Raw genomic sequence first — 21529 nt, 5'->3', positions numbered from 1 at the left:
CGTGCTGATCAAGGTCGCGGACCGGCAGGAACCCCAGTCGGCCGCCGGCCGCCGTCTCCTGGACCGGGTGCGCGCGGGGCCCGCGCCCCGCCCGCCCGGCCGTGCCCCGGGCCGCGGCGCGGCCCTCCCGGGCGTCGGCGCGCCCATCTGCGATCCGCGCGGTGCCCCCTGGGCTCCGCGCGGCATGCCCTGAGCCCCGCGCGGCGCACCCTGGGGCGTTCCCTGGGGGCCGGGGCGGGGGGAGCCCCTCCTGGGAGGGGGGCCCTCTCCGTATTCGGGTCCGTAACGGCTTGGGTTGCTCACGCGACCTCATCAACTGGGGTACGGCTTTGCGTCGTCCGAGCGTACTGCTCACCCGGAGGCGTGGGGGGCGGGGGAGGAACGACGCCCTCCCCCGTCCCGGACGAACGCACTGGAACGTGCCCGTTGGGTCCGGGATGTCCGGACCGCCGGCGGGCGGGGCCGCACCGGCGGGACGACCTGCCCCGCCGTGCCGCGGCCTGTCCCGGCGCATCGGGTCGCGTGACGTCCGCCGCCGCGCCGCACGGCGTTCCGCGGACATGGCTCATGTCACACCCCGATCCGTCGAGGGGCTCGGTGGGCATGGCCGGGGCGGACCGGGTCCCGTCCCCCTGCGGACGGGGCCCGGCCGTCGGCCATGAATACGTGCGCGGACGGCCCTGCCGGTTCATTCGCGGCCGGTTCGTTCGCTGCCGGTTAGCGCGCTGCCGGTTAATGCGCTGCCCGTTCATGCGGTGCCCGTTCATGCGGTGCCCGTTCATTCGGGCGGTCTCGTGAGCGGGAGCAGCGGTGTCACCGCCGCGCTGTTCGGCCGGTTGCCGCCGCCCCGCTGCTTGCGGCAGGCGGCGTCCCCCCGGTGGATCGTGCACCACCAGGGCGGCGGCGGGTTGCTCGGCGGCTTGTTCGGGTCGCAGTTGGTCTGGAACGGCGTCTGGCACGGCTGCCCGTTGCCCTGGCCGCCGCCGTTGCCGTCACCCTTGCAGCGCGGGTCGTACTTGCCGATCGGGGTGTTGCACCACGCCGGCCTGTCATCGTGCTTCTTCTTCTTGGGCGGCAGCTTCGCCCACTTCTGCACGATGCCGCCCCACACCGGGTTCGGGAACGGCTCGATGTCCATGCCCCTGGTCGCCTGCGCCATGTAGGCCCGCCAGATGCGGGCCGGGATCGTCCCGCCCTCGACCTCGCCGATCTGCGGCAGGACCACCGACTTCTTCTGGTGGTCGGGCCCGAGCTTGTCGTTGTACATCGTCACCGCGGTCGAGACCTGCGGGACGAACCCGATGAACCACGACGACACGTTCCGGTCGGTGGTCCCGGTCTTGCCCGCGGCGGGCCGGCCGTCCGGCAGCGCCGCCGCCGTCGCCGTACCGCCCTTGATGACCTGCTGCAGCGCGTACGTCGCGTCCGCCGCGACCTTCGGGTCGAACACCCGGTGCGACTTCACCTTCGGCTTCAGCCGCAGCGTCCGGTTGTCGCTCTGCTTGACGATCTTGATGACGTGCGGCTCGTGGTACACGCCGCCGTTGGCGAACGCCTGGTAGCCCGCCGCCTGCTCGATCGGCCGGATGCTGTTCACGCCGAGCGCCAGGTTGAGCTGCTTCTTGTACGGGTCGAGCAGGTCCGAGGCGACGCCCGCGTCCTCCGCCGTCTTGATCGTCTCCGGCACCCCGACCTTCGCGATCAGCTGGATGAACGCGGTGTTGACCGACTCCTTCAGCGCCGTGACCAGGTCGACGGCCGGCGCGACGTCATGGCTGTTCGGCACCACCACCGCGCCCGCCGTCCCCTTCGGGACGACGTTGCCGGTGCCCGGGTCGATCGGGGACTTCGACTTGCCCACGACCATGCTCTTGAGGCTGTAGTTCTGCTTCAGCGCCGTCGCCAGCACGTACGGCTTCATGGCCGACCCTGCCTGCGCCGACCCCTTCCACACGTTGTCGAACGCCTGGTCCAGGTAGTCCGGCCCGCCGTAGAACGCGACGACCTCGCCGTTGGCGGTGTTCACCGACACCAGCCCGACGCGGATGCCCTTCTTCGCGAGCTTCTTCGGGTTCACCTGCGTGACGGTGTGCTCGGCCGCCTTCTTGGCCATCGCCATCCGCTTGCGGTCGAACGTCGTGTAGACCCGCAGGCCCTTGGTCGTCAGCTCCTTCTGGTCGATGCCCTGCCGGCGCAGCTCCTCCTTGGCGCGCATCAGCATGTAGCCGCGCTGCCCGCCGTACAGCTGGTCGCCGGTGCCGGCCTCCTTCACCTTCGGCACGCGCTGCATGTACTTGTCGGCGTCGGCCTTCGACAGCTTGCCCATCGAGACCATGCCCTTGAGCGTGTACTGGTACCGGCCGGTGACGTACGCCTTGTTGGCCTTGTCGGCCGGATCCTTGTTCGCGTCCTGGATCATCCCGCCGAGCATCGCCGCCTGGTCCGGCTTGAGCTGCCACACGTTGACGCCGAAGTACTCGCGGGCCGCGGCCTGGATGCCGTAGGTGTCGCGGCCGAAGTAGATCGTGTTCAGGTACAGCTTGAGGATGTCGTCCTTGGACCGGCTCTTGTCCAGCTTCACCGCGATGAACAGCTCCTTGAACTTCCGGCTCATCGTCCGGTTGTTCGGGTCGGAGTAGTAGTTCTTCGCCAGTTGCTGGGTGATCGTGGACCCGCCGCCGTGCCCGCCGGTCAGGTTCACCCACACCGCGCGCCCCGTGCCCTTGACCGAGAACCCTGGGTCGCTGCGGAAGCTCCGGTTCTCCGCCGCGAGCACCGCGTCCTGCACGAACGTCGGCACCTGCTTCAGCTCGACGCTCTGCCGCTTCTTGCCGATCCGGCCGATCTCGGTGCCGTCGGTGTAGTAGAAGATCGACGCCTGGTCCTCGACGCCCGCCACCGTGGGCTCCTGCGGCGTCGGCGTGTTCGCGTACGCCACCCCGATCATGGTGACGACGCCGGCGATGCCGAGCAGGAGGACGCCGGTCACGACCTTCCAGGACGGCAGGAACCGCCGCCACCCCGTGGCGCGGGACCGCAGGTGGTCGACGAAGCTCTTCTTCCCCGGACCGCGCCCCGGCCCACCCGGCCCGCCTGGGCCACCGGGACCGCCCGGGCCTCCCGGCCTGCCCGGACCACCGGACGAGCCGCCGCTGCGGAACTTGGCCAGCACCCCGCCGATCGCGCCGAGAGCACCGCCCGCCCCCGCGCCGCCCGCGGCCGAACCCGCGCTCCCCGGGCCGCCACCGAAGGCGGGCCCACCGGGACCACCGGGCATGCCCGGCGCATTCAGTCCAACCGGCCCACCAGGACCACCAGGACCGCGAAAAGCGCCAGGATTCCCCCCAGAACCACCTGGCCCGCCAAAACCGCCGCCAGGCCCACCGGGGCTACCAAAGCCGCCGGGAGCGCCGGAACCACCGGCAACGCCCGGACCACCGGGGCCACCGGGGCTACCTGGCCCGCCGGGGCCGCTGGGGCCGCTGGGGCCGCTGGGGCCAACCGAACCTCCCGGGCCACCCGAAGCTCCGAGGCCGCCTGCGCCGGCGAGGCCACCGGAACCTCCGGGGACGCCCGGGCCGGCGAGGCCGCTGCCAGGGGCAGCGGGGCCTGGGGGTAGCGCGGGGTTCGGTGGGGGGCCGGAGAGGCTTCCTCCTGGTGGCGGGGCGGCGGCGCCGTGAAGATCCGGCATGGTGAGAGGTCCGTCGTCGCCTCGCACCGGCGGGTTCGAGCCGCCGGTCGGCGCACCGAGCGGTCCCGCGGAGCCGCCGGGGCCGGGCGCCGGGGGACCGGCGGGCAAGCCCTGGCCGAGCGGATCCGCACCGAAGTTCGAGGACGCACCGGATGCGGGCGCAGGAGAGCCGAAGGCCGGGCCCTGGCCCAGCGGGTCTCCGCCGAAGTCGTCCGAGCCGCCGCCACTGGCGGGAGGTGCCGCGGGGCTCGGGCCGGCCGCGTGCTTCGGGCCGGGCGCGTCCGCGGGGGGAGCGGCGGAGCCGCTCATGAAGGAGGGGGAGCCGAGCGGGTCGTCCGGCAGGAAGGCGGCGCCCGGCTGCGGGCTCACCGGCCCGGTCGCGCCGAGGTTCCGCGTGCGGTCGGCGTCGAAGTCCGGCGGCCCCGCGAGGCCGGCGTCCGGGAGGCCGGGCGGCTGCGGGGCGGGCGCGCCCGAGGCCGGCGGACCGGCGGGCGGGGGCCCGAAGACGGCGGTCGCGTCGAGCTTGATCCCCGAGGCGTCCACGGGCGGCGGCGGGGAGCCGAGGGGCCCGGGGCTCTGGCCGGGCGCGCCCGGGGAGGCCTGGGCGGCCGGAGGAGGCGCCGGCGGGCCGCCGGGGTCGGCGTCGCCGGCAGGGCGCTGGGCGTCCGGGAACTCCGGTTCGCCGGTGCGGCCGAGACGGGGGATCTGGTGCCCGCCCGGCCCTGGCGACCCGGACTCCGGTCGGGGCTGGCTTGGATTACTCACGCGACCTCATCAACAGGGGACGACGACGGCGGCGGTTCACCGGAGTCCGGAGGGGGCCTCCGGGCCGCCGGCGACTCGTGCGCCGTCCGAAGAGTACTGTGCGGGCTGGTGAGCGGGGGGAGCACGGTGCTTGGCGGGGTGCCGTTCCGGCTGGTCGGACGCCCTGGCGTCGGCGGATCCTCCTCACGTGCTCACCGCTCGGGGCGGGGTGCCCCGCGGCCGGGGCGCAGGGCGCTGCCGGATGGTTCCAGCCGCAACTTTGACACACTTCCACCACATACACCCTGAATTCGCCGTATTCGCGGCCCTCCGCGGCCCGTCCGCGGCCGCTTCCGCACGCCCGGATTCGGCGGTCGGCTTGCCAGGATGCGACCGGGTACGTATCTTTGCGATGTATCGAGTCGATACATTCACTCGATACATCGAACGGAGACATACGGCTCTGCGGAAGGACTCGCGATGGCGACCAGGAAGGGTGCGGGCGTGCTCGAGCTCGCCGTGCTCGGCCTGCTGCACGAGTCCCCCATGCACGGCTACGAGCTGCGCAAGCGGCTCAACGCCCTGCTCGGCATGTTCCGCGCCTTCTCGTACGGGACCCTCTATCCGTGCCTCAAGCAGCTCCTCGCCAACGGGCTGATCATCGAGGACCGGCCGGAGGAGCCGAACGCGACGCTGGCACTGCAGAGCCGCCGCTCGAAGATCGTCTACAAGCTCACCGCCGACGGCAAGGAGCGGCTCCAGAACCTCCTGACCGAGGCCGGTCCGGCGTCCTGGGAGGACGAGGGGTTCGGCGTGCACTTCGCCTTCTTCTCGCACACCCGCGCCGACGTCCGGCTGCGGATCCTCGAAGGCCGGCGCAGCCGGCTCGAGGAACGCCTGGAGAGCGTCCGCGCCGCCCTCGGCCGGACCCGGGAACGGGTCGACTCCTACACCCTGGAGCTGCAGAACCACGGGCTGGAGTCGGTCGAGCGCGAGGTCCGCTGGCTCAACGAGCTGATCGGGCGCGAGCGGGCCGAGCAGGAACAGCAAGCAAGGTCTTTCGAAAGCAATAAGGACATGCCTCGGGACAAGGGCCGCTGAGGAGCGGCCCCACCTGGGACGGGTGAACTCCACCTCAGGTCCCGCCAGTGGTGGCGTTCGCCCTCCGGGGCGGGCGAGGATCGCAACCGCAAGAGAGTTAAGGAGCAATCGGATGGGTTCCGTGCGCGTAGCCATCGTGGGTGTGGGCAACTGCGCCTCTTCGCTCGTCCAGGGTGTCGAGTTCTACAAGGACGCGAGCGCCGAGACGCGGGTCCCCGGCCTCATGCACGTCCAGTTCGGCGACTACCACGTCGGCGACGTCGAGTTCGTCGCCGCGTTCGACGTGGACGCCAAGAAGGTCGGGATGGACCTGTCCGAGGCCATCCACGCCAGCGAGAACAACACCATCAAGTTCGCCGACGTGCCGCCGACCGGCATCACCGTCCAGCGCGGCCACACCTTCGACGGCCTCGGCGAGTACTACCTCGACATCATCGAGGAGTCCGACGCCGAGCCGGTCGACGTGGTGCAGGCGCTGAAGGACGCGCGGGTCGACGTCCTGGTGTCGTACCTGCCGGTGGGCTCGGAGGAGGCCGACCGCTTCTACGCCCAGTGCGCCATCGACGCCAAGGTCGCGTTCGTCAACGCGCTGCCGGTGTTCATCGCCTCCGACCCCGAGTGGGCGCAGAAGTTCACCGACGCGGGCGTCCCGATCGTCGGCGACGACATCAAGTCGCAGGTCGGCGCGACCATCACGCACCGCGTCATGGCGAAGCTCTTCGAGGACCGCGGCGTCGAGCTGCTGCGCACGTACCAGCTCAACTTCGGCGGCAACATGGACTTCATGAACATGCTGGAGCGCAAGCGGCTCCAGTCCAAGAAGATCTCCAAGACGCAGTCGGTCACCTCGCAGATCCCGCACGAGATGGCGAAGGCCGACGTGCACATCGGCCCGTCCGACCACGTGCCGTGGCTCGACGACCGCAAGTGGGCCTACGTCCGCCTGGAGGGCAAGTCCTTCGGCGACACCCCGCTGAACCTGGAGTACAAGCTGGAGGTCTGGGACTCCCCGAACTCCGCAGGCGTCATCATCGACGCGGTGCGCGCCGCGAAGATCGCCAAGGACCGCGGCATCGGCGGCCCGATCCTGTCGGCCAGCTCGTACTTCATGAAGTCGCCGCCGGAGCAGTACAACGACGACCAGGCCCGCCGGGCCGTCGAGAAGTTCATCGCCGGCGAGGTCGACCGCTAGGCGGCACAGGGGCTCCCGCGCGATGAGAGCCTGATCACAAAGTTCGCCGAGGGCGCCCTGGCAGTGGACATCCCGCTGTCAGGGCGTCCTTACTTCTCTACATAAAACGGTGATGTAGCGGCTCTTTGTCACGCTCTGGCCCTACTGTGACACCGCCGGTTATCGCACACCAGCTGCCGAGTGCCGGACTGGAGGACGAGATGGCGCGCGAGGTGATCAAGGTGACGGCGGGCATCGCCGGGCTCGCGGTCGGGCTGGCCGCGTGCGGCGGCGGAGGCGACGGCGCCTCCGCCGACGGCCCGCCGCGCGACGGCGACACGCTCCGGATCGTCGGCTCGTCCGACGTCGAGCACCTGGACACCGCCTCGGTCGCGAGCGTGGGCGGGTACGGGCTCGTCCGCACGTTCGCCCGGACGCTGTTCTCCACCCGCTCGTCCAACGACCTCGCCGAGACGATCCCCGTCCAGGCCGACGCCGCGACCCGGCTGCCCAGCAAGGAGAACGGCGACATCGCCAAGAACGGGCGCGCCTACACGATCCGGCTGCGCCCCGGCGTCACGTGGAACACCTCGCCGCCCCGCCCGGTGACCGCGCAGGACTTCGTCCGCGGGTTCCAGCGCCTGTGCAACCCGGCGTCGCCGTCCGCCGGCAAGGGCTACTACATCTCCACGATCAAGGGCATGGACGGCTTCTGCCGCGGCTTCGCCGGCGTGGACGCCAAGGACGCCAAGGCGATCGCCGCCTACCAGCGCGCCCACGCGATCGACGGCGTCCGCGCCAAGGACGACCGGACGCTGGTGTTCACGCTGAAGCGCCCGGCCAGCGACTTCCTGAACCTGCTGGCGCTGCCGTTCACCGCCGCCGCGCCGCGCGAGTACGACGCCTACGTGCCCGACAGCCCCGGCTTCCGGCAGCACATGATCTCGGACGGCCCGTACCAGATCGCCCAGTACCGTCCGGGAATCTCCTATCTGCTGACCCGCAACCCGGCCTGGCGGCAGGACGCCGACCCGATCCGCGAGCGGCACGTGGAGCGGATCCAGATCACCCTCGGCCAGGACTCGCCGGAGAACGTCCAGCAGCAGATCGAGCAGGGCGCCGCCGACCTCGCGTGGGACCAGCCCGTCCCGACGTCGGCGATCCAGCGGCTGCGCGACGACCCGCGCTTCGCCGTCCTGGAGACCCCGAACAGCAGCCCCTACCTGGTGTTCAACCTGCACAGCCCGAACAACGGCGGCGCGCTCGCCGACCGGGCCGTCCGGCAGGCGCTGGAGTACGCGGTCGACCGCAGCGCACTGGTCAAGATCGTCGGCGGGCCGCTGGTGGCGAAGCCGCTGCACACGGTGATCCCGCCCGGCAACTCCGGGTACGCCGCCGCCGACCCGTACCCGACGCCGAACGAGTCCGGCGACCCGGGCAAGTGCCGCACGCTCCTGGCGCAGACGGGCCGCAAGAAGCTCACGCTGCGGTTCCCGTACCGCACCAACAGCGTCCACAAGCTCATCGCCCAGTCCATCGCGGAGAACTTCTCCGCCTGCGGCGTCGCCACGAAGCTCTCCCCGGACACCGGCGGCTCCTTCTACTCCAGCACCATCGCGACGCCCGCCCGCGCCCGCGAGGGCCAGTGGGACATCGCCGCCCCCGGCTGGACGCCCGACTGGTACGGCAACAACGGCCGCTCGATCATCCAGCCGCTGTTCGACGGACGCTCCTACGGGCAGAACTCCACCGACTACGGCGGCTACGACAACCCGCAGGTCAACGCGCTGATCGACGGTGCTCTCACCGCGCCCGACGCGGCCCGCGCGGCCGGCTACTGGCAGCAGGCCGACCAGCTGATCATGGCGGACGCCGCGATCGTCCCGCTCGTCGACCGCTCCAGCACGCTGTTCCGCTCGTCCCGCGTCCACGGTGCCCGCTTCGTCCCCATCGCCGCCGGCTACGACTACACCCGGCTCTGGTTGTCGTAGCGGCGGCCGTCCGCGACGCGGCGGGATCGCCGTCCCGTGTCCGCGCAGCGGGTACTTTGATCAGGTGAAAGCGGGTGAGCTGGGCGGGATCGTGCGCGGGCGGGACTTCCGCCGCCTGTACGCGACCCGCTTGACGTCCCAGCTCACCGACGGGGTGTTCCAGGTCGCGCTGGCCGGCTACGTGTTCTTCTCGCCGGAGCGGCAGGCGACGGCGGGCAAGGCCGCGGCGGCGTTCGCGGTCACGCTCCTGCCGTACTCGGCGCTCGGGCCGTTCGCGGGAGTGTTCATCGACCGGTGGCAGCGGCGGCAGATCCTGGTGTGGACGCCGGTGCTGCGGGCGATGGTCGTGCTGGTCGTCGCGGCGCTGGTCGCGGGCGGGCAGGACGGCGTCGGCTTCTTCCTCGCGGTGCTGGTGGTGCTCGGCGTCAACCGCTTCTTCCTGTCGGCGCTGTCGGCGGCGCTGCCGCATGTGGTGCGGCGCGAGCAGCTGGTGACGGCCAACGCGTTCTCGGTGACGAGCGGGACGGTGATCGCGTTCGTGGGCGGCGGCGGCGGGTACCTGCTGCGCGCCCTGTTCGGCGGCGGGCAGGAGGGAACGGCGCTGATCCTGGCGGCGGGGGCCGGCATGTACCTGGCCGCCGGGGCGATCGCGACGCTGCTGCCGCGCGGGCTGCTCGGCCCGTACCCGGCGGAGGCCGAGGCGCTGGCGGGCCGGGGCCCGGGGACGGACGCGCCGCGGGTGCGCGACGCGCTGGGCGCGGTGCTGAGCGGCCTCGCGGACGGGGCGCGGCACATCGCGCGGCAGCGGCCGGCGGCGCTCGCGCTGGCCGCGATCTCGTTCCACCGGTTCATGTACGGGATCATCCTGATGATGACGCTGCTGCTGTGCCGCGGCCACTTCTCCGACGACGCCGACGAGGGGCTGGCGACGCTGGCGCTGATGCTCGGGGTGTCGGGGGCGGGGTACTTCGCGGCGGCGATCGTGACGCCGCCGGTGGTGCGGCGGATCAGCAAGCCGGCGTGGATCGCGGTGCAGCTCGCCGGGACGGCGGCGGGGATGTTGCTGCTCGGGCTGCCGTTCTCCGAGCCGGCATGGCTGGTCGGCGCGTTCGGGCTCGGGGTCGTGTCGCAGGGCGTGAAGCTGTGCGTCGACACGACGCTGCAGGAGACGATCGACGACGCGTACCGGGGCCGGGTGTTCTCGGTGTACGACATGCTGTTCAATACGACGTTCGCGGCGGCGGCCGCCGTGGCGGCGACCTGGCTGCCGTCGGACGGCGTCGCCCCGATGACGGTCGTCGCGGTGGTCGTCGCGTACGCGGCGGGCGCCGCCGCGTTCTGGACGGCGACGGTCCGCGGCCCGAAGGCCGTCCCGGCCCGGCACTAGACGTCTGACACGGTCAGTTCTGCGCGAGGATCAGCTTCTCCAGGAGTGATTCGATCGGTGCACTGGTCTGCCCGTCGTAGTTGCAGAGGATGACCGTGGTCCATTCGGAGTACGGGTAGGTGTACCAGGCGGTGTCGACGCCTTGGGAGCCGCCGTTGTGGCCGAGGATCCGCTGCCCGTTGACGAGCGTGCTGTCCGGCCCGTAGCCCGCGAACGCCGTCTTCGCGGGCTTGTCGCCCTTGGGCGGCAGCGTGCCCAAGGGCACCTTCGGCGTGGTGATGAGTTCGGTGTAGGCGCGGCCGAGGAGCCTGTGGCCGTTGAGTGCCGCGGTGAAGCGCATCATGTCCGGCGCGGTGGCGAAGGCGCCGCCGTCCGGCAGGCCAAGGAAGTCGCGCTGGGCCGCCACGTCCTCGCGCTGACCTGAGGAAGTGGTGGTGTAGGGACGGGCGATGCGCCGGTCGCTCAGCCCCTGCTGCCGGGTGTAGAAATTCGAGGCGGTCATGCCCGCCTTACCGAAGACGTTGCGGCGGACGTAGTCGTAGTACGACAGGCCGGACACCTTCGCCACGATCGCGCCGAGCACGACGAAGGCCGAGTTGCTGTACAGGTAGCCCGTTCCAGGGGTGAAGTGCAGCCCGTTCTTGCGGATGAACGCCATGGTCCCGTCCATGACCTGATCCGGGCTGGTCCAGGTGGCCTGGGCGTCCGGGTAGTCCGGGTTCTCCTGGTGGTAGTCCCCCATGCCGGAGCTGTGGGTGAGCATCTGGTGCACGGTGACGCCGTTCGCGACCTCGGCGGGGAAGCCGTCGAGGTACGTGCCCAGTTTCGCGTCGTAGGCGATCTTCCCCGCCTCCGCCAACTGCGCGACCGCCACGCCGACGAAGACCTTGCTGATCGAGCCGAGCGCGAAGACGGTGCCCGGCCCGTTGCGGATCGAGCGCTCCTTGTCCGCCATCCCGCAGGAACGGGACAGGACGGTGCGTCCGCGGTTCGCGAGCAGGACGACCCCGGAGAACCGGTCCTCGGCGGCCTGCTGCTGGACGAACCGATCGAACTCGCCACCGGGCCGCAGTTCCCGCCCCACAGCGGCGCTCGCCGTTCCGGTGGTCTTCAGCCATCCGCCCGCGGCGAGCGGCACGGCTCCCATCAGTCCGAGCGCGGAACGTCGGTTCACGGCCATCCTGCATCTCCCTCACATCGGTGAATGCGGTGCAGGAAGAGGCAACATGATCGTGTGTTTCCCGGGCGTTATCCCGGCCGGGCTCAGAGGGATTCGGCGATCGCGTGGAGGGCGGCGCCGATGTGGCGGACCTCGTCCTCCGTGCAGACGTACGGCGGCATCGTGTAGATGAGCTTCCCGAACGGGCGCAGCCAGACGCCGTGGGCCATCGCGAGCTCCTGGACGGCGGTCATGTCGACGGGCTCGCGGGCCTCGACCACGCCGATCGCGCCGAGGACGCGGACGTCGGCGACCCCGGGCAGGTCCTCGGCGCCGGAGAGCTCGCTGGTGAGGACGGCCTCGATGGTGTCGACCTCGTCCCGCCACTCGCGCGACAGCAGCAGGTCGATGGACGCCGACGCGACGGCGGCGGCGAGCGGGTTCGCCATGAACGTCGGCCCGTGCATGAGCGCGCCCGCCTCACCCGAGGTGATCCCGTGCGCGACGCGGTCGGTGCACAGCGTCGCGGCCATCGTCATGTATCCGCCGGTCAGGGCCTTGCCGACGGACATGATGTCGGGGACGACCTCGGCGTGGTCGCAGCCCCACAGCTCGCCGGTGCGGCCGAAGCCGGTGGCGATCTCGTCCAGGACGAGCAGCAGGCCGTGCTCGTCGGCGATGTCGCGGAGGGCGCGCAGGTACTCGGGGGCGTAGAAGCGCATGCCGCCGGCGCCCTGCACGATCGGCTCGGCGATGATCCCGGCGAGCTCGTGGGCGTGCTCGGCGGCGAGCTTCGCGACCTCGTCGATGTACACCTGGTCGGGATCGGCGCTGTAGCCGAGCGGCGGCACCGGCGCGAACACGTGCCGGGCGAGGACGTCGCTGAACAGGTGGTGCATGCCGTTGACGGGGTCGCAGACGGCCATGTCGCCGAAGGTGTCGCCGTGGTAGCCGCCGCGGACGGTCAGCAGCCGGTGCCGTTCGGGGCGCCCCTGCGAGCGCCAGTACTGCATCGCCATCTTGATCGCGACCTCGACGGCGACGGAGCCGGAGTCGGCGAAGAAGACCTTGGTGAGCGGCTCGGGGGTCAGCTCGACGAGCCGCTCGGCGAGCCGGACGGCCGGCGGGTGGGTGAGCCCGCCGAACATGACGTGCGCCATCTTGCCGAGCTGGCCCGTGACGGCGGCGTTCAGCTTCGGGTGGTTGTAGCCGTGGATCGCCGCCCACCACGACGACATCCCGTCGATCAGCTCGGTGCCGTCGGCGAGGGTGAGCCGGACGCCGTCGGCCGACACGACCGGCTGGACGGGCGCCGTCGCGGGCATCGGCGCGTACGGGTGCCAGATGTGGTCGCGGTCGAACGCGAGCATCCGCTCGGTCTCGGCCGGGCTCATCCGGCCCAGCTGCAGCGGGATCATTCGGGCCCGATCCCTTCGCCGGCGGCCCAGCCGCGCAGCTCCCGCTCCGCGGCCTCCTTGCCGATCATCCCCTGGTCGAGGCGCAGCTCGAGGAGGAACTTGTAGGCCTTGCCGACCAGCGGCCCCGGCTTGATGCCGAGGATCGCCTGGATCTCGTTGCCGTCGAGCTCCGGGCGGATCGCGGCCAGCTCCTCCTCCTCGGCGAGCCGGTCGATCCGCGCTTCAAGGTCGTCGTACGTGCGGCGGAGCCGGTCGGCTTTGCGCTTGTTGCGGGTGGTGCAGTCGGCGCGGGTCAGCTTGTGCAGCCGGCTGAGCAGCGGGCCGGCGTCCCGCACGTAGCGGCGGACCGCCGAGTCCGTCCATTCGCCGGTGCCGTAGCCGTGGAACCGCAGGTGCAGCTCCACCAGGCGCGACACGTCCGCGATGACGTCCTTCGGGTACCGCAGCGCGGTCAGCCGCTTGCGCGTCATCTTCGCGCCGACGACCTCGTGGTGGTGGAACGACACCCGGCCGCCCGTCTCGAACCGGCGGGTCCTCGGCTTGCCGATGTCGTGCAGCAGCGCCGCGAGCCGCAGCACGAGGTCGGGTCCTTCCTCCTCCTGCGCGATCGCCTGCTCCAGGACGATCAGCGAGTGCTCGTAGACGTCCTTGTGCCGGTGGTGCTCGTCGATCTCCAGCCGCAGCTTCGGCAGCTCGGGCAGCACGTGCGCCGCGAGCCCGGTGTCGACCAGCAGCGCCAGGCCCTGCCGCGGGTACCGCCCGCAGACCAGCTTGGACAGCTCGTCGCGCACCCGCTCGGCGGACACGATCTCGATCCGCCCGGCCATGTCCTTCATCGCCTGGACGACGTCGGACGCGACGGTGAAGCCGAGCTGCGCGGCGAACCGGGCGGCCCGCATCATCCGCAGCGGGTCGTCGCTGAAGGAGTCCTCCGGCCTGCCCGGCGTCCGCAGCACCTCACGCTGCAGGTCGGCGAGGCCGCCGAACGGGTCGACGAACTCGTACCCGGGCAGCCGCGCCGCCATCGCGTTCACCGCGAAGTCGCGGCGGCGCAGGTCCTCCACCAGGGACGTGCCGTACGTCACCGCCGGCTTGCGCGACTTCGGGTCGTAGGACTCGCTGCGGTAGGTGGTGATCTCCAGCTCGTGGCCGTCCTTGCGCAGCCCGACCGTGCCGAACTCGATGCCGATCGTCCAGACGTTGTCCGCCCAGCCCTTGATGATCTCCAGGATCTTCTCCGGCGGCGCGTCGGTGGTCAGGTCGACGTCCTTGGACGGCCGGCGCAGCAGCGCGTCCCGGACCGGCCCGCCGACCAGCGCCAGCTCGTAGCCGGCCGCGGCGAACCGCTCGCCGAGCCCGTCGGCGACCGGCGCTATCCGGTGCAGCAGCTCCGCGATCGCGGTCCTGCGCCGCGCGGAGGCACTGGGATTCTCGTTGTCGTCGGGCACCTGGTCGAGCACGGCCATCGAGCGTATTTCCTTGGTTGTCGGGCTGACAAAGGACTTTCGGCGGGCGCGGGCCCTTCACATGGCGCTAGCCCCGGGTTACGTTCTGGACACCCCCGATGACGCCAGCGCGACCGCCGGTGAGCCTCCCGTACGCACCACGGTAGCGGGATCCCCAGGGCCCACGGTCCGCCGCACCTGCGGCTCAAGCGCATCGGGAGGCCCGACCCGCCGTTCGGCGGGTGTTGAACCGGACACCTCGGGTATGTGGGGACATCCCCACAGAGTGCGACGCACGGGGGCACAGGGAGACCGGCACGGGGCTGTGCGGGGAGTTCCCCGCGGGATGGAGCCATCATGAAGGACGCCCTCACCATCCACCGCGCGCTGCTCGAATGGGAGGCCGTGCACGAGATCGTGCGGCTGCCCATCGGCATCGCCCACGCCGACGAGCTGCCCAAGGCGCTCGGCCTCCCGGCGGACCGGTGCCTGGTGACGCGCGTCTTCGCCTGCGCCGACGCCTACGGGAGGCGGCGCTTCCTGACGGGGGTGGTCGTCCCGGCGGGGGAGCGCCCGCCCGGTGAGACGGTCCGCCGCGCGGTGGGCGCCCGGCTGGCCAGACCAGCCCGCGCCGACTTGGTCAACGCCGTCACCGAGTACGCGGCGGGACTGGTGTGCCCACTGCTGCTGCCGGAGTCGATGCCGCTGCTGATCGACCAGCGGCTCGTGGACGGCCTGCGCGCCGCCGACGTCGTCTACACCCCGACCGGCGAGCCGTCCACCGCGCTCGGCATCCGCGGCCACGACCTGTACGCGCTGTGCCAGGCCAAGCCCGTGGAGCTGGCCGCCGGGCCGGACGTCCCGGCGCCCGCCACCGCGCCCGCCCGGGAATCCGGCCGCGACCGGGCCTCCGGGCCCGCCGGACCCGCCGGGCCCGCGCGCCGCCGGAACCGTCCGGACCGGCCCGAGCCGCGCCATCCGGTGGGCTGATCCGCGTCGGAAGTCCGGCGCCCGGCCCGTGCCGACTACCATCGGGGCCGTGGTGCGGAGCAGACGCGGCGTGAGAGCGGACACGGTGTGAGGACCGTCAAGCGCGCGGTCGCGCTGGCCGCCGTGCTGCCCTGGTTCGCGGTGGGTGCCGGGCCCGCCCTCGCGGCCGCGCCCGGCACGGACGCGCTCGACCGGGCCGCCGCCCTGGACCGCTCCGTGGCGGCCGGGGCCGCGCTGCCCCAGGCCGCCGAGCCCGGCACCGCCGCCGTCCAGCCCGGCGCCGCGCAGCCCGATTCCCCCGGCACGCTGGACAGCCCCGATCTCGGGCGCAGCCGCAGCCAGGTCGGCGTCGCGCTGACCAAGGTCACCCCGAAGCCCCTGAAGGCGAACTCGACGCTCGACATCCGCGGCACGGCGCAGAACCGGTCCGGGCACCAGATCGCCGGCGTCAGCCTGCGGCTGCGCTACGGCCGGCAGCCGATCAGCAGCCGCAGCCAGCTCGAGCAGTACTCCGAGATGACCGCCGACCAGCTCCCCGTCCCGGGCCTGACCAGGCCGATCCCGCAGGCGGGCGGTGCAGGCGGCAAGCAGGACTGGGAGCTCAAGGTCGCGGTCGCGAAGATGCAGCTGACCCCGCCGAACGGGACGCCCGGCGTTTACCCGGTGGGCGTCGAGGTGCTGAACTCCGCCCAGCAGGTCGTCGGCGGCGTCACCACGTTCGTGACCTTCATGCCGAAGCGGACGCAGTTCAAGCCCGTCGCGGTCGGCTGGGTGCTCCCGCTCGCCGACCAGCAGCACCGGACGAGCGACTCGATCTTCCTCGACGACCGGCTGTCCCAGGAGGTGGCGGGCACCGGGCGGCTGAACGACCTGGTCACCGCGGCCGCCGCGAAACCGAAGACGCCCGTCACCTGGGCGATCGACCCCGCACTGCTCGACGACGTCCAGCAGATCGCGGCGCACGACTACCGCGTCCTCACGCCGGGCGCGAAGACGGCCAGCAAGACCGTGAAGAAGAGCACCGCCGCGTCCGCCTGGCTGGCCGCCCTGCGGAACGCGACGAAGGGCGACCCGTACTTCACCCTCCCGTACGCCGACCCCGACGCCGTGGCGCTGGCCCGCTACAAGATGACCGGCACGATCCGCACCGCCTACGACCAGCTCAACACCAGTGCCGTCGCCCAGAAGGCCCTCGGGCGCGCACCGGACAAGCACTACGCGTGGCCGCCATACGGCGTCGCCGGTCCCGACACGCTCGACGCGCTCGCCAAGTACGGGCTGAAGGACGGCGGGTCGTTCCTGATGAGCGACCTCCAGTTCGGGGACCTGCCGCAGGGCGGCCCGGCGAACGCCACCACCGCGATCCAGACCGCCCACCAGGGCACGCACAAGACGCTGGTCTACGACTCGGCGCTGAACGACATCGTCAGCGCCAACTCCCGGGCCGCGGGCGGCAAGGTGCTGACCGAGCAGCGGTTCCTCGCCGAGACCGCCGTGATCGCCGGCGAGGCGCCCAACGTCCAGCGCACCGTCGTCGTCGCCCCCGACCGGCAGTGGAACCCCGCCCCCGGGCTCGCCGAGGACCTGCTGAACTACACCAGGGGCGCGACGTGGCTGAGCGAGACCTCGCTCGGCAAGATCGAGTCGATGCATCCGCAGAGCCGCGTCCTGCGCGCCTACAACGACGACTACCAGAAGTACGAGCTCGGCGGCGCCTACCTGGAAGAGGTCGCGGACATCGGCCGCCGCGCCGCCCGGTTCCGGTCGATCATGGTGGCGCCGATCGGCATCTCCTACGAGCGCGCCCTGCTGCGCGTGCAGTCCGCGGCCTGGCGGACGAGCCAGACCCGCGCGAGGCACGCCAGGCTCGAGCTGTCGGACGAGCTGGACCACGAGATGGCGCAGGTCCACATCGTCACCACCCAGAGCAAGCGGACGAACCTCGCGGGCAGCTCCGGCAGGTTCCCGGTGACCGTCCGCAACACGCTGCACGACCAGACGATCAGGGTCCGGCTCGTCCCGATCTCGGTGAACACCGCCAAGCTCCAGCTGCGCCCGCTGGACCAGAAGGAGGCGATCATCGAGCTGCAGCCGGGGGAGCAGGAGCAGCGCTGGGTCGCCGCGCAGGCGTCCGGGAACGGCAAGTTCGACGTCCGGCTGGAGTTGCGGGACGCGGGATCGGGCAGGATCTTCAGCAGCGACGCCATCACCGTCCGCACCACGGGGTACGGGCGGCTCTCCCTGCTCATCACCGGTGGCGGACTTGCCGTACTCTTCGTGGGCGTCGGAGTGCGGGCCATCAGAGCAAGGCGCCGCCGGAAAGCGGAGGCAGCCGGTGACGGGTCGACCGGAATGGGACCAGCAGCGACCGGAGAACCGGGGAACGGATTCCCCGGTCCCGGGTTCCCAGGGTCCGGGATACCGCCCGCAGGGCCGCCCTCCGCAGGGGCCTCCGCCTCAGGGCCCGCCGCCCCAGGCGCCTCCGCCGCAGGGGCCTCCGCCGCAAGGCCGGCCGCCCCAGGGCCCTCCGCCCCCACAGGGCCCTCCGCCACAGGGGCGCCCTCCTCAGGGACCTCCGCCGCAGCGCCGTTCGCCCCAGGGCCGCCCCCCTCAGGGGCGTCCACCGCAGGGCTATCCGGCACAGCAGGGGTACCCGGAGCAGCCGGGCCGGTCGCCGAACCCGGGCTATCCGCCCCGGGGCCAGCGGCCCCCGCAGGATCCCCGCCAGGACCCCCGCCGGGCGCACCCGCAGCGGCCCCCGGCCCCGCAGCACCCGCAGGGCCGTCCGGTGCCCGCGAGCCCGGCGGGCTACCCGAACCCGAACATCGCCGCCCAGACGGCGATTGACCTGCCGCTTCCCGGCGGGGCCGGCGCCCCGGGCGAGACGGTCGTCGACATCGCGCCCCCCGCGGGCGGGGGCCCCGGCGGCCCGGACGGCGGCAAGGCCGCGGCCGGCGGCGTCCTGCGGTCCGGCGCGATCATGGCGATCGGCACGCTGGTCTCCCGCGTCACCGGGTTCCTGCGCACCGCCGTCATCGTCGCCGCGCTCGGCACCGGCCTGCTCGCCAACGCCTACAACACCGCCAACACGATCCCGAACCAGATCTACGACCTGCTCCTCGGCGGCATCCTGACCAGCGTCATCGTCCCGCTGCTGGTGCGCGCGAAGGAACGCGACCGCGCCTACGGCGAGCAGTACGAGCAGCGGGTGTTCACGCTGGCGGTGCTCGGCCTCGCCGTGCTGACCGTCGTCGCGGTGGCCGCCGCGCCGCTGTTCATCGACGTGCTGGCCGGCAGCTACACGGGCGACCAGCGGCACATCGCGGTCCTGTTCGCCGAGTTCTTCCTGCCGCAGATCTTCTTCTACGGCGTCGGCGCGTTCGCCGGCGCCATCCTCAACACCCGCAACAGCTTCGCCGCCCCGATGTGGGCGCCGATCCTGAACAACATCGTGGTGATCGCGGTCGGCGGCGCGTTCCTGGCGCTGTCGTCGGGGAAGGTCGACCCGTCCAGCATCTCCGACACCCAGTTCATGGTGCTGGCGGCCGGCACCACCGGCGGCATCGTGCTGCAGACGGTCGCGCTGTGGCCGTCGCTGCGCCGCGCCGGGTTCCGGTGGCGGCCCCGGCTGGACTTCAAGCGCGGCGAGATCGGGCAGGTCGGCCGGATGGCCGGCTGGACGCTGCTGTACGTCGTCGCGACCCAGATCGGCCTCGCCGTCGTCACGGCCCTCGCCAACCGGGCCGGCGACCTCGGCCACTCCAAGGGCCTCGGCGACGGCTACGGGTACACCCCGTACTTCAACGCCTACCAGCTGTTCCAGCTGCCGTACGCGATCGTCGGCGTCTCGGTGATCACCGCGCTGCTGCCCCGGATGAGCCGGTTCGCCGCCGAGGGCAAGATCGGCGACGTGCGGTCGGCGTTCTCCAGCGGGCTGCGCCTCTCCTCGGTGATCATCATGCCGGCGGCGGCGCTGATGCTGGTGCTCGGCCCGGAAATCACCACGGTGCTGTTCGCGCACGGCAACACCTCGGCCGACGACGCGCTGGTGATCGCCCGGGTGATGCAGATGTTCGCGATCGCGCTGGTGCCGTTCTCGATCTACCAGCTGATGCTGCGGGTCTTCTACTCCTTCGGCGACACCCGCACGCCCGCGCTGGTCGGTGTCGTGTCCGTCACGTCCAACATCATCATGGCGTTCGCCGCGTACAACGTCCTCGGCGTCAAGTGGATCGTGGTCGGCATCGCCGGCGGGTACGCGGTCACCAACATCGTCGGCACGCTGGTGTGCTGGCTGGTGCTGCGCCGCAAGCTCGGCGGCATCGACGGCCGCCGCATCGTCGGCGGCCACCTCAAGCTGCTGATCGCGATCTGGCCGCTGATCGGGTTCGCCTACGCGGTGCACGCCGTGGCCGACGCCGCGATCGGCGTCGACACCATGATCCCCGCTCTGGCCACGCTGATCGTGGGCGCCGGCGGCGGCGGGCTGCTGTACCTGGTGTTCGCGAAGCTGCTGCGCGTCGACGAAGTGCAGCAGATGATCGGCACCTTCGCGCGCAGGTTGCCGGGCGGCCACCGGTAAGTCGTGGCAAAGTGAGGGGGACGCGCCCGGATCACGCCGCCATTCCCGTGTTCGAACCACTACCATGTGGGGGACTACGGCTTGCGGGCTGACACCCTGGGGAACGCAAAGAGGAGGGTCGGAGGCGTAAGCTGCCACGCCACGAACATGGGATCTGACGACCTGCGCAGGACGTTGCCGTGAGCACGTCAGTGATCGAACCCGGCACGCGTCTCGCCGGCCGCTACCGGCTCGAGGAGCGCATCAGCGACTCCGGCGGGTCCTCGCTCTGGAAGGCCATCGACGAGATCCTGGCCAGGGCCGTCGCCGTCCGCACCTTCGACCCCGAGTTCCCGCGCGTCGGCGAGGCCGTCACCTCCGCCCGCGCCGCCAGCCGCCTCACCGACCCCCGCGTCACGCAGGTCTTCGACGCCGACGACAGCGGCGAGAGCGCCTACGTCGTGAGCGAGTGGGTCGCGGGCGAGACGCTGGAGCAGATGCTCGCCAAGGCCCCGCTGGAGCCGGGCCGGGCCGCGACGCTGCTGTACGAGGCCGCCGAGGCGATCGCCGCCGCGCACGCGGCCGGGCTCGCGCACCTGTGCCTGTCCCCCCGCGACCTCGTCTGGACGACCGGCGGCACCGTCAAGCTGCTCGGCGTCGCCACCGACGCGGTGCTCGGCGACCGGTACTCCGACGACCCCGCCGCCGAGGACGTCCGCGGCCTCGGCCGGATGCTGTACGCGGCGCTCACCGCGCACTGGCCCGGCGACGAGGCCGCGTCCGACCTGCCCGCCGCGCCGGCGTCCGACGACGTCCCGCACGCGCCCCGCCAGGTGCAGGCCGGAATCTCGCACGCGGTCGACGCGATCGTCTGCCGCTGCCTCGGCATCGGCGCCGGCGAGCCGCTCACCGAACCCGCCGAGCTGGCGAAGGCGCTGCGCGGCGTGCCGCGCACCCCGCTGCCGCTGTTCGCGGGCCTCGGCACCGCCGCGCCGCCGCCGCGTCCGGCGATCCCGCGCCCCGCGTCCGCGGCGACGGCCGCGCCGACGCAGCCGCACCACCCGCCCGTCCAGGAGCCGCCCCGCCCGGCGCAGGGCCGGCGCGCTCGCAGAGCCCAGCCGCAGCCGCAGTCCGCGCAGTCCGGGCAGGTCCCGCCGCCGCGCGGCCGCTACGACACGCCTCCGCCGGCGCCCCCGGGGGACGCCACGACCGTCGCGCCGCACGCCCGCCGGCCGGCCAACCGGGCGCTGCTCGGCGTCGCCGCCGCCGCGCTCACCGTCATCGTCGGCCTCGGCGCCTGGGCGCTGTCCGGCGGCGGGTCCGGCGACGACGACCACGGCAAGAACCCGCAGGCCGACCAGAGCAACAAGACCACGCCCCCCAAGCCCACCGCCACCAAGCTGACCGTCCAGGACGCCTCGGCCACCCAGAAGCCGGCCGGCCAGCACCCGGACCAGGCCAGCATGAAGAACCCGGGGGCCGTCATCGACGGCGACGCCGGCACGGTGTGGGAGACGCAGACCTACCACTCCGAGCAGTTCGGCAACCTCGTCAGCGCCGTCGGCGTCACGCTGACCATGGGCGCCCCGGCGAAGGTGTCGGCCGTCAAGGTCGACTGCCCGGTCAGCGGCGGCGCCCTGCAGGTCAGGGTCGGCACGTCCCGCTCGCCGGGCGCCATGAAGTCGATCGGCGAGCAGCCGTGCGGCGGCGGCGAGCTGACCTTCACGCCGAGCCAGCAGGTCTCCGGGCAGTACGTGCTGGTCTGGTTCACCCGGCTGCCCGGCGGCCTCAAGGGCAAGCTCAACCAGATCACCGTCACCGGGACGGCCGGCTGACCGGCCGGCTGACCGCGCCGCGGCGGGCGCCGGCGT

Annotated in this window: 13 protein-coding genes; 9 read left to right on the top strand and 4 right to left on the bottom strand. The window is 72.3% G+C overall.

The window, feature by feature from the left end; translation table 11 throughout:
* Positions 1-193, top strand: a 193-nt coding sequence (locus tag ABD296_RS44060) for a hypothetical protein (RefSeq protein ID WP_344282577.1), incomplete at its 5' end; no start/stop codon positions are given.
* Positions 194-778: 585 nt separating this feature from the next.
* Here ABD296_RS44060 and ABD296_RS44055 read toward each other — a convergent pair.
* Complete coding sequence (locus ABD296_RS44055) at positions 779-3277, bottom strand: transglycosylase domain-containing protein (RefSeq protein WP_344282574.1); 2499 nt, start codon at positions 3275-3277, stop codon at positions 779-781.
* Between the two features lie 1638 nt (positions 3278-4915).
* On the opposite strand from ABD296_RS44055, the gene ABD296_RS44050 reads away from it, so the two are divergent.
* From ABD296_RS44050 to ABD296_RS44035, 4 genes are all read left to right on the top strand, one after another.
* Positions 4916-5536, top strand: a complete 621-nt coding sequence (locus tag ABD296_RS44050) for a PadR family transcriptional regulator (RefSeq protein WP_344282571.1) — start codon at positions 4916-4918, stop codon at positions 5534-5536.
* Positions 5537-5648: 112 nt separating this feature from the next.
* Positions 5649-6728, top strand: coding sequence for an inositol-3-phosphate synthase (locus ABD296_RS44045; protein WP_344282568.1), 1080 nt, complete (start codon positions 5649-5651; stop codon positions 6726-6728).
* A gap of 200 nt (positions 6729-6928) precedes the next feature.
* Positions 6929-8698 carry an ABC transporter substrate-binding protein gene (locus tag ABD296_RS44040; protein WP_344282565.1) on the top strand — a complete coding sequence of 590 codons (1770 nt, stop codon included), beginning with the start codon at positions 6929-6931 and terminating at the stop codon, positions 8696-8698.
* 64 nt (positions 8699-8762) lie between these two features.
* Positions 8763-10085: an MFS transporter gene (locus tag ABD296_RS44035; protein WP_344282562.1), complete on the top strand. Its 1323-nt coding sequence runs from the start codon at positions 8763-8765 to the stop codon at positions 10083-10085.
* 13 nt (positions 10086-10098) lie between these two features.
* Here ABD296_RS44035 and ABD296_RS44030 read toward each other — a convergent pair whose 3' ends face one another.
* The 3 genes from ABD296_RS44030 to ABD296_RS44020 all read right to left on the bottom strand — a co-directional run bounded on the left by ABD296_RS44030 (position 10099) and on the right by ABD296_RS44020 (position 14128).
* Complete coding sequence (locus ABD296_RS44030; RefSeq protein WP_344282559.1) at positions 10099-11259, bottom strand: serine hydrolase domain-containing protein; 1161 nt, start codon at positions 11257-11259, stop codon at positions 10099-10101.
* A gap of 89 nt (positions 11260-11348) precedes the next feature.
* A complete protein-coding gene (locus ABD296_RS44025) occupies positions 11349-12662 on the bottom strand; it encodes an adenosylmethionine--8-amino-7-oxononanoate transaminase (RefSeq protein ID WP_344282556.1) in 1314 nt (437 codons plus the stop codon).
* Positions 12659-14128, bottom strand: a complete 1470-nt coding sequence (locus ABD296_RS44020) for a CCA tRNA nucleotidyltransferase (RefSeq protein WP_344282553.1) — start codon at positions 14126-14128, stop codon at positions 12659-12661. The genes ABD296_RS44025 and ABD296_RS44020 overlap by 4 nt, the downstream gene beginning before the upstream one ends.
* Positions 14129-14464: 336 nt before the next feature.
* Between ABD296_RS44020 and ABD296_RS44015 the strand changes: the two genes are divergently transcribed.
* The 4 genes from ABD296_RS44015 to ABD296_RS44000 all read left to right on the top strand — a co-directional run bounded on the left by ABD296_RS44015 (position 14465) and on the right by ABD296_RS44000 (position 21493).
* A complete protein-coding gene (locus ABD296_RS44015) occupies positions 14465-15097 on the top strand; it encodes an aminoacyl-tRNA deacylase (protein ID WP_344282550.1) in 633 nt (210 codons plus the stop codon).
* Between the two features lie 87 nt (positions 15098-15184).
* A complete protein-coding gene (locus ABD296_RS44010) occupies positions 15185-17944 on the top strand; it encodes a DUF6049 family protein (RefSeq protein WP_344282547.1) in 2760 nt (919 codons plus the stop codon).
* A complete protein-coding gene (gene murJ / locus ABD296_RS44005) occupies positions 17886-19679 on the top strand; it encodes a murein biosynthesis integral membrane protein MurJ (RefSeq protein WP_344282544.1) in 1794 nt (597 codons plus the stop codon). Before ABD296_RS44010 ends, murJ begins: the two co-directional genes overlap by 59 nt.
* A 179-nt stretch (positions 19680-19858) precedes the next feature.
* On the top strand, positions 19859-21493 hold the full coding sequence (locus ABD296_RS44000; protein WP_344282541.1) for a protein kinase family protein: 1635 nt from the start codon (positions 19859-19861) through the stop codon (positions 21491-21493).
* Positions 21494-21529: the final 36 nt, after the last annotated feature.

It is taken from the genome of Actinomadura napierensis (genome assembly GCF_039529375.1).
GTDB classification, from domain to species: Bacteria; Actinomycetota; Actinomycetes; order Streptosporangiales; family Streptosporangiaceae; genus Spirillospora; species Spirillospora napierensis.
The sequence above is the reverse complement of the archived record's forward strand: the minus strand, read 5'-3'. Positions and strand labels throughout refer to the sequence as shown.

Excerpts from the sequence above, each read along its gene's own strand:
- ABD296_RS44055 (WP_344282574.1), bottom strand. The coding sequence starts at position 3,277 with ATGCCCGGTGGTCCCGGTGGGCCCGCCTTCGGTGGCGGCCCGGGGAGC.
- ABD296_RS44050 (WP_344282571.1), top strand. The coding sequence starts at position 4,916 with ATGGCGACCAGGAAGGGTGCGGGCGTGCTCGAGCTCGCCGTGCTCGGC.
- ABD296_RS44045 (WP_344282568.1), top strand. The coding sequence starts at position 5,649 with ATGGGTTCCGTGCGCGTAGCCATCGTGGGTGTGGGCAACTGCGCCTCT.
- ABD296_RS44040 (WP_344282565.1), top strand. The coding sequence starts at position 6,929 with ATGGCGCGCGAGGTGATCAAGGTGACGGCGGGCATCGCCGGGCTCGCG.
- ABD296_RS44025 (WP_344282556.1), bottom strand. The coding sequence starts at position 12,662 with ATGATCCCGCTGCAGCTGGGCCGGATGAGCCCGGCCGAGACCGAGCGG.
- ABD296_RS44020 (WP_344282553.1), bottom strand. The coding sequence starts at position 14,128 with ATGGCCGTGCTCGACCAGGTGCCCGACGACAACGAGAATCCCAGTGCC.
- ABD296_RS44015 (WP_344282550.1), top strand. The coding sequence starts at position 14,465 with ATGAAGGACGCCCTCACCATCCACCGCGCGCTGCTCGAATGGGAGGCC.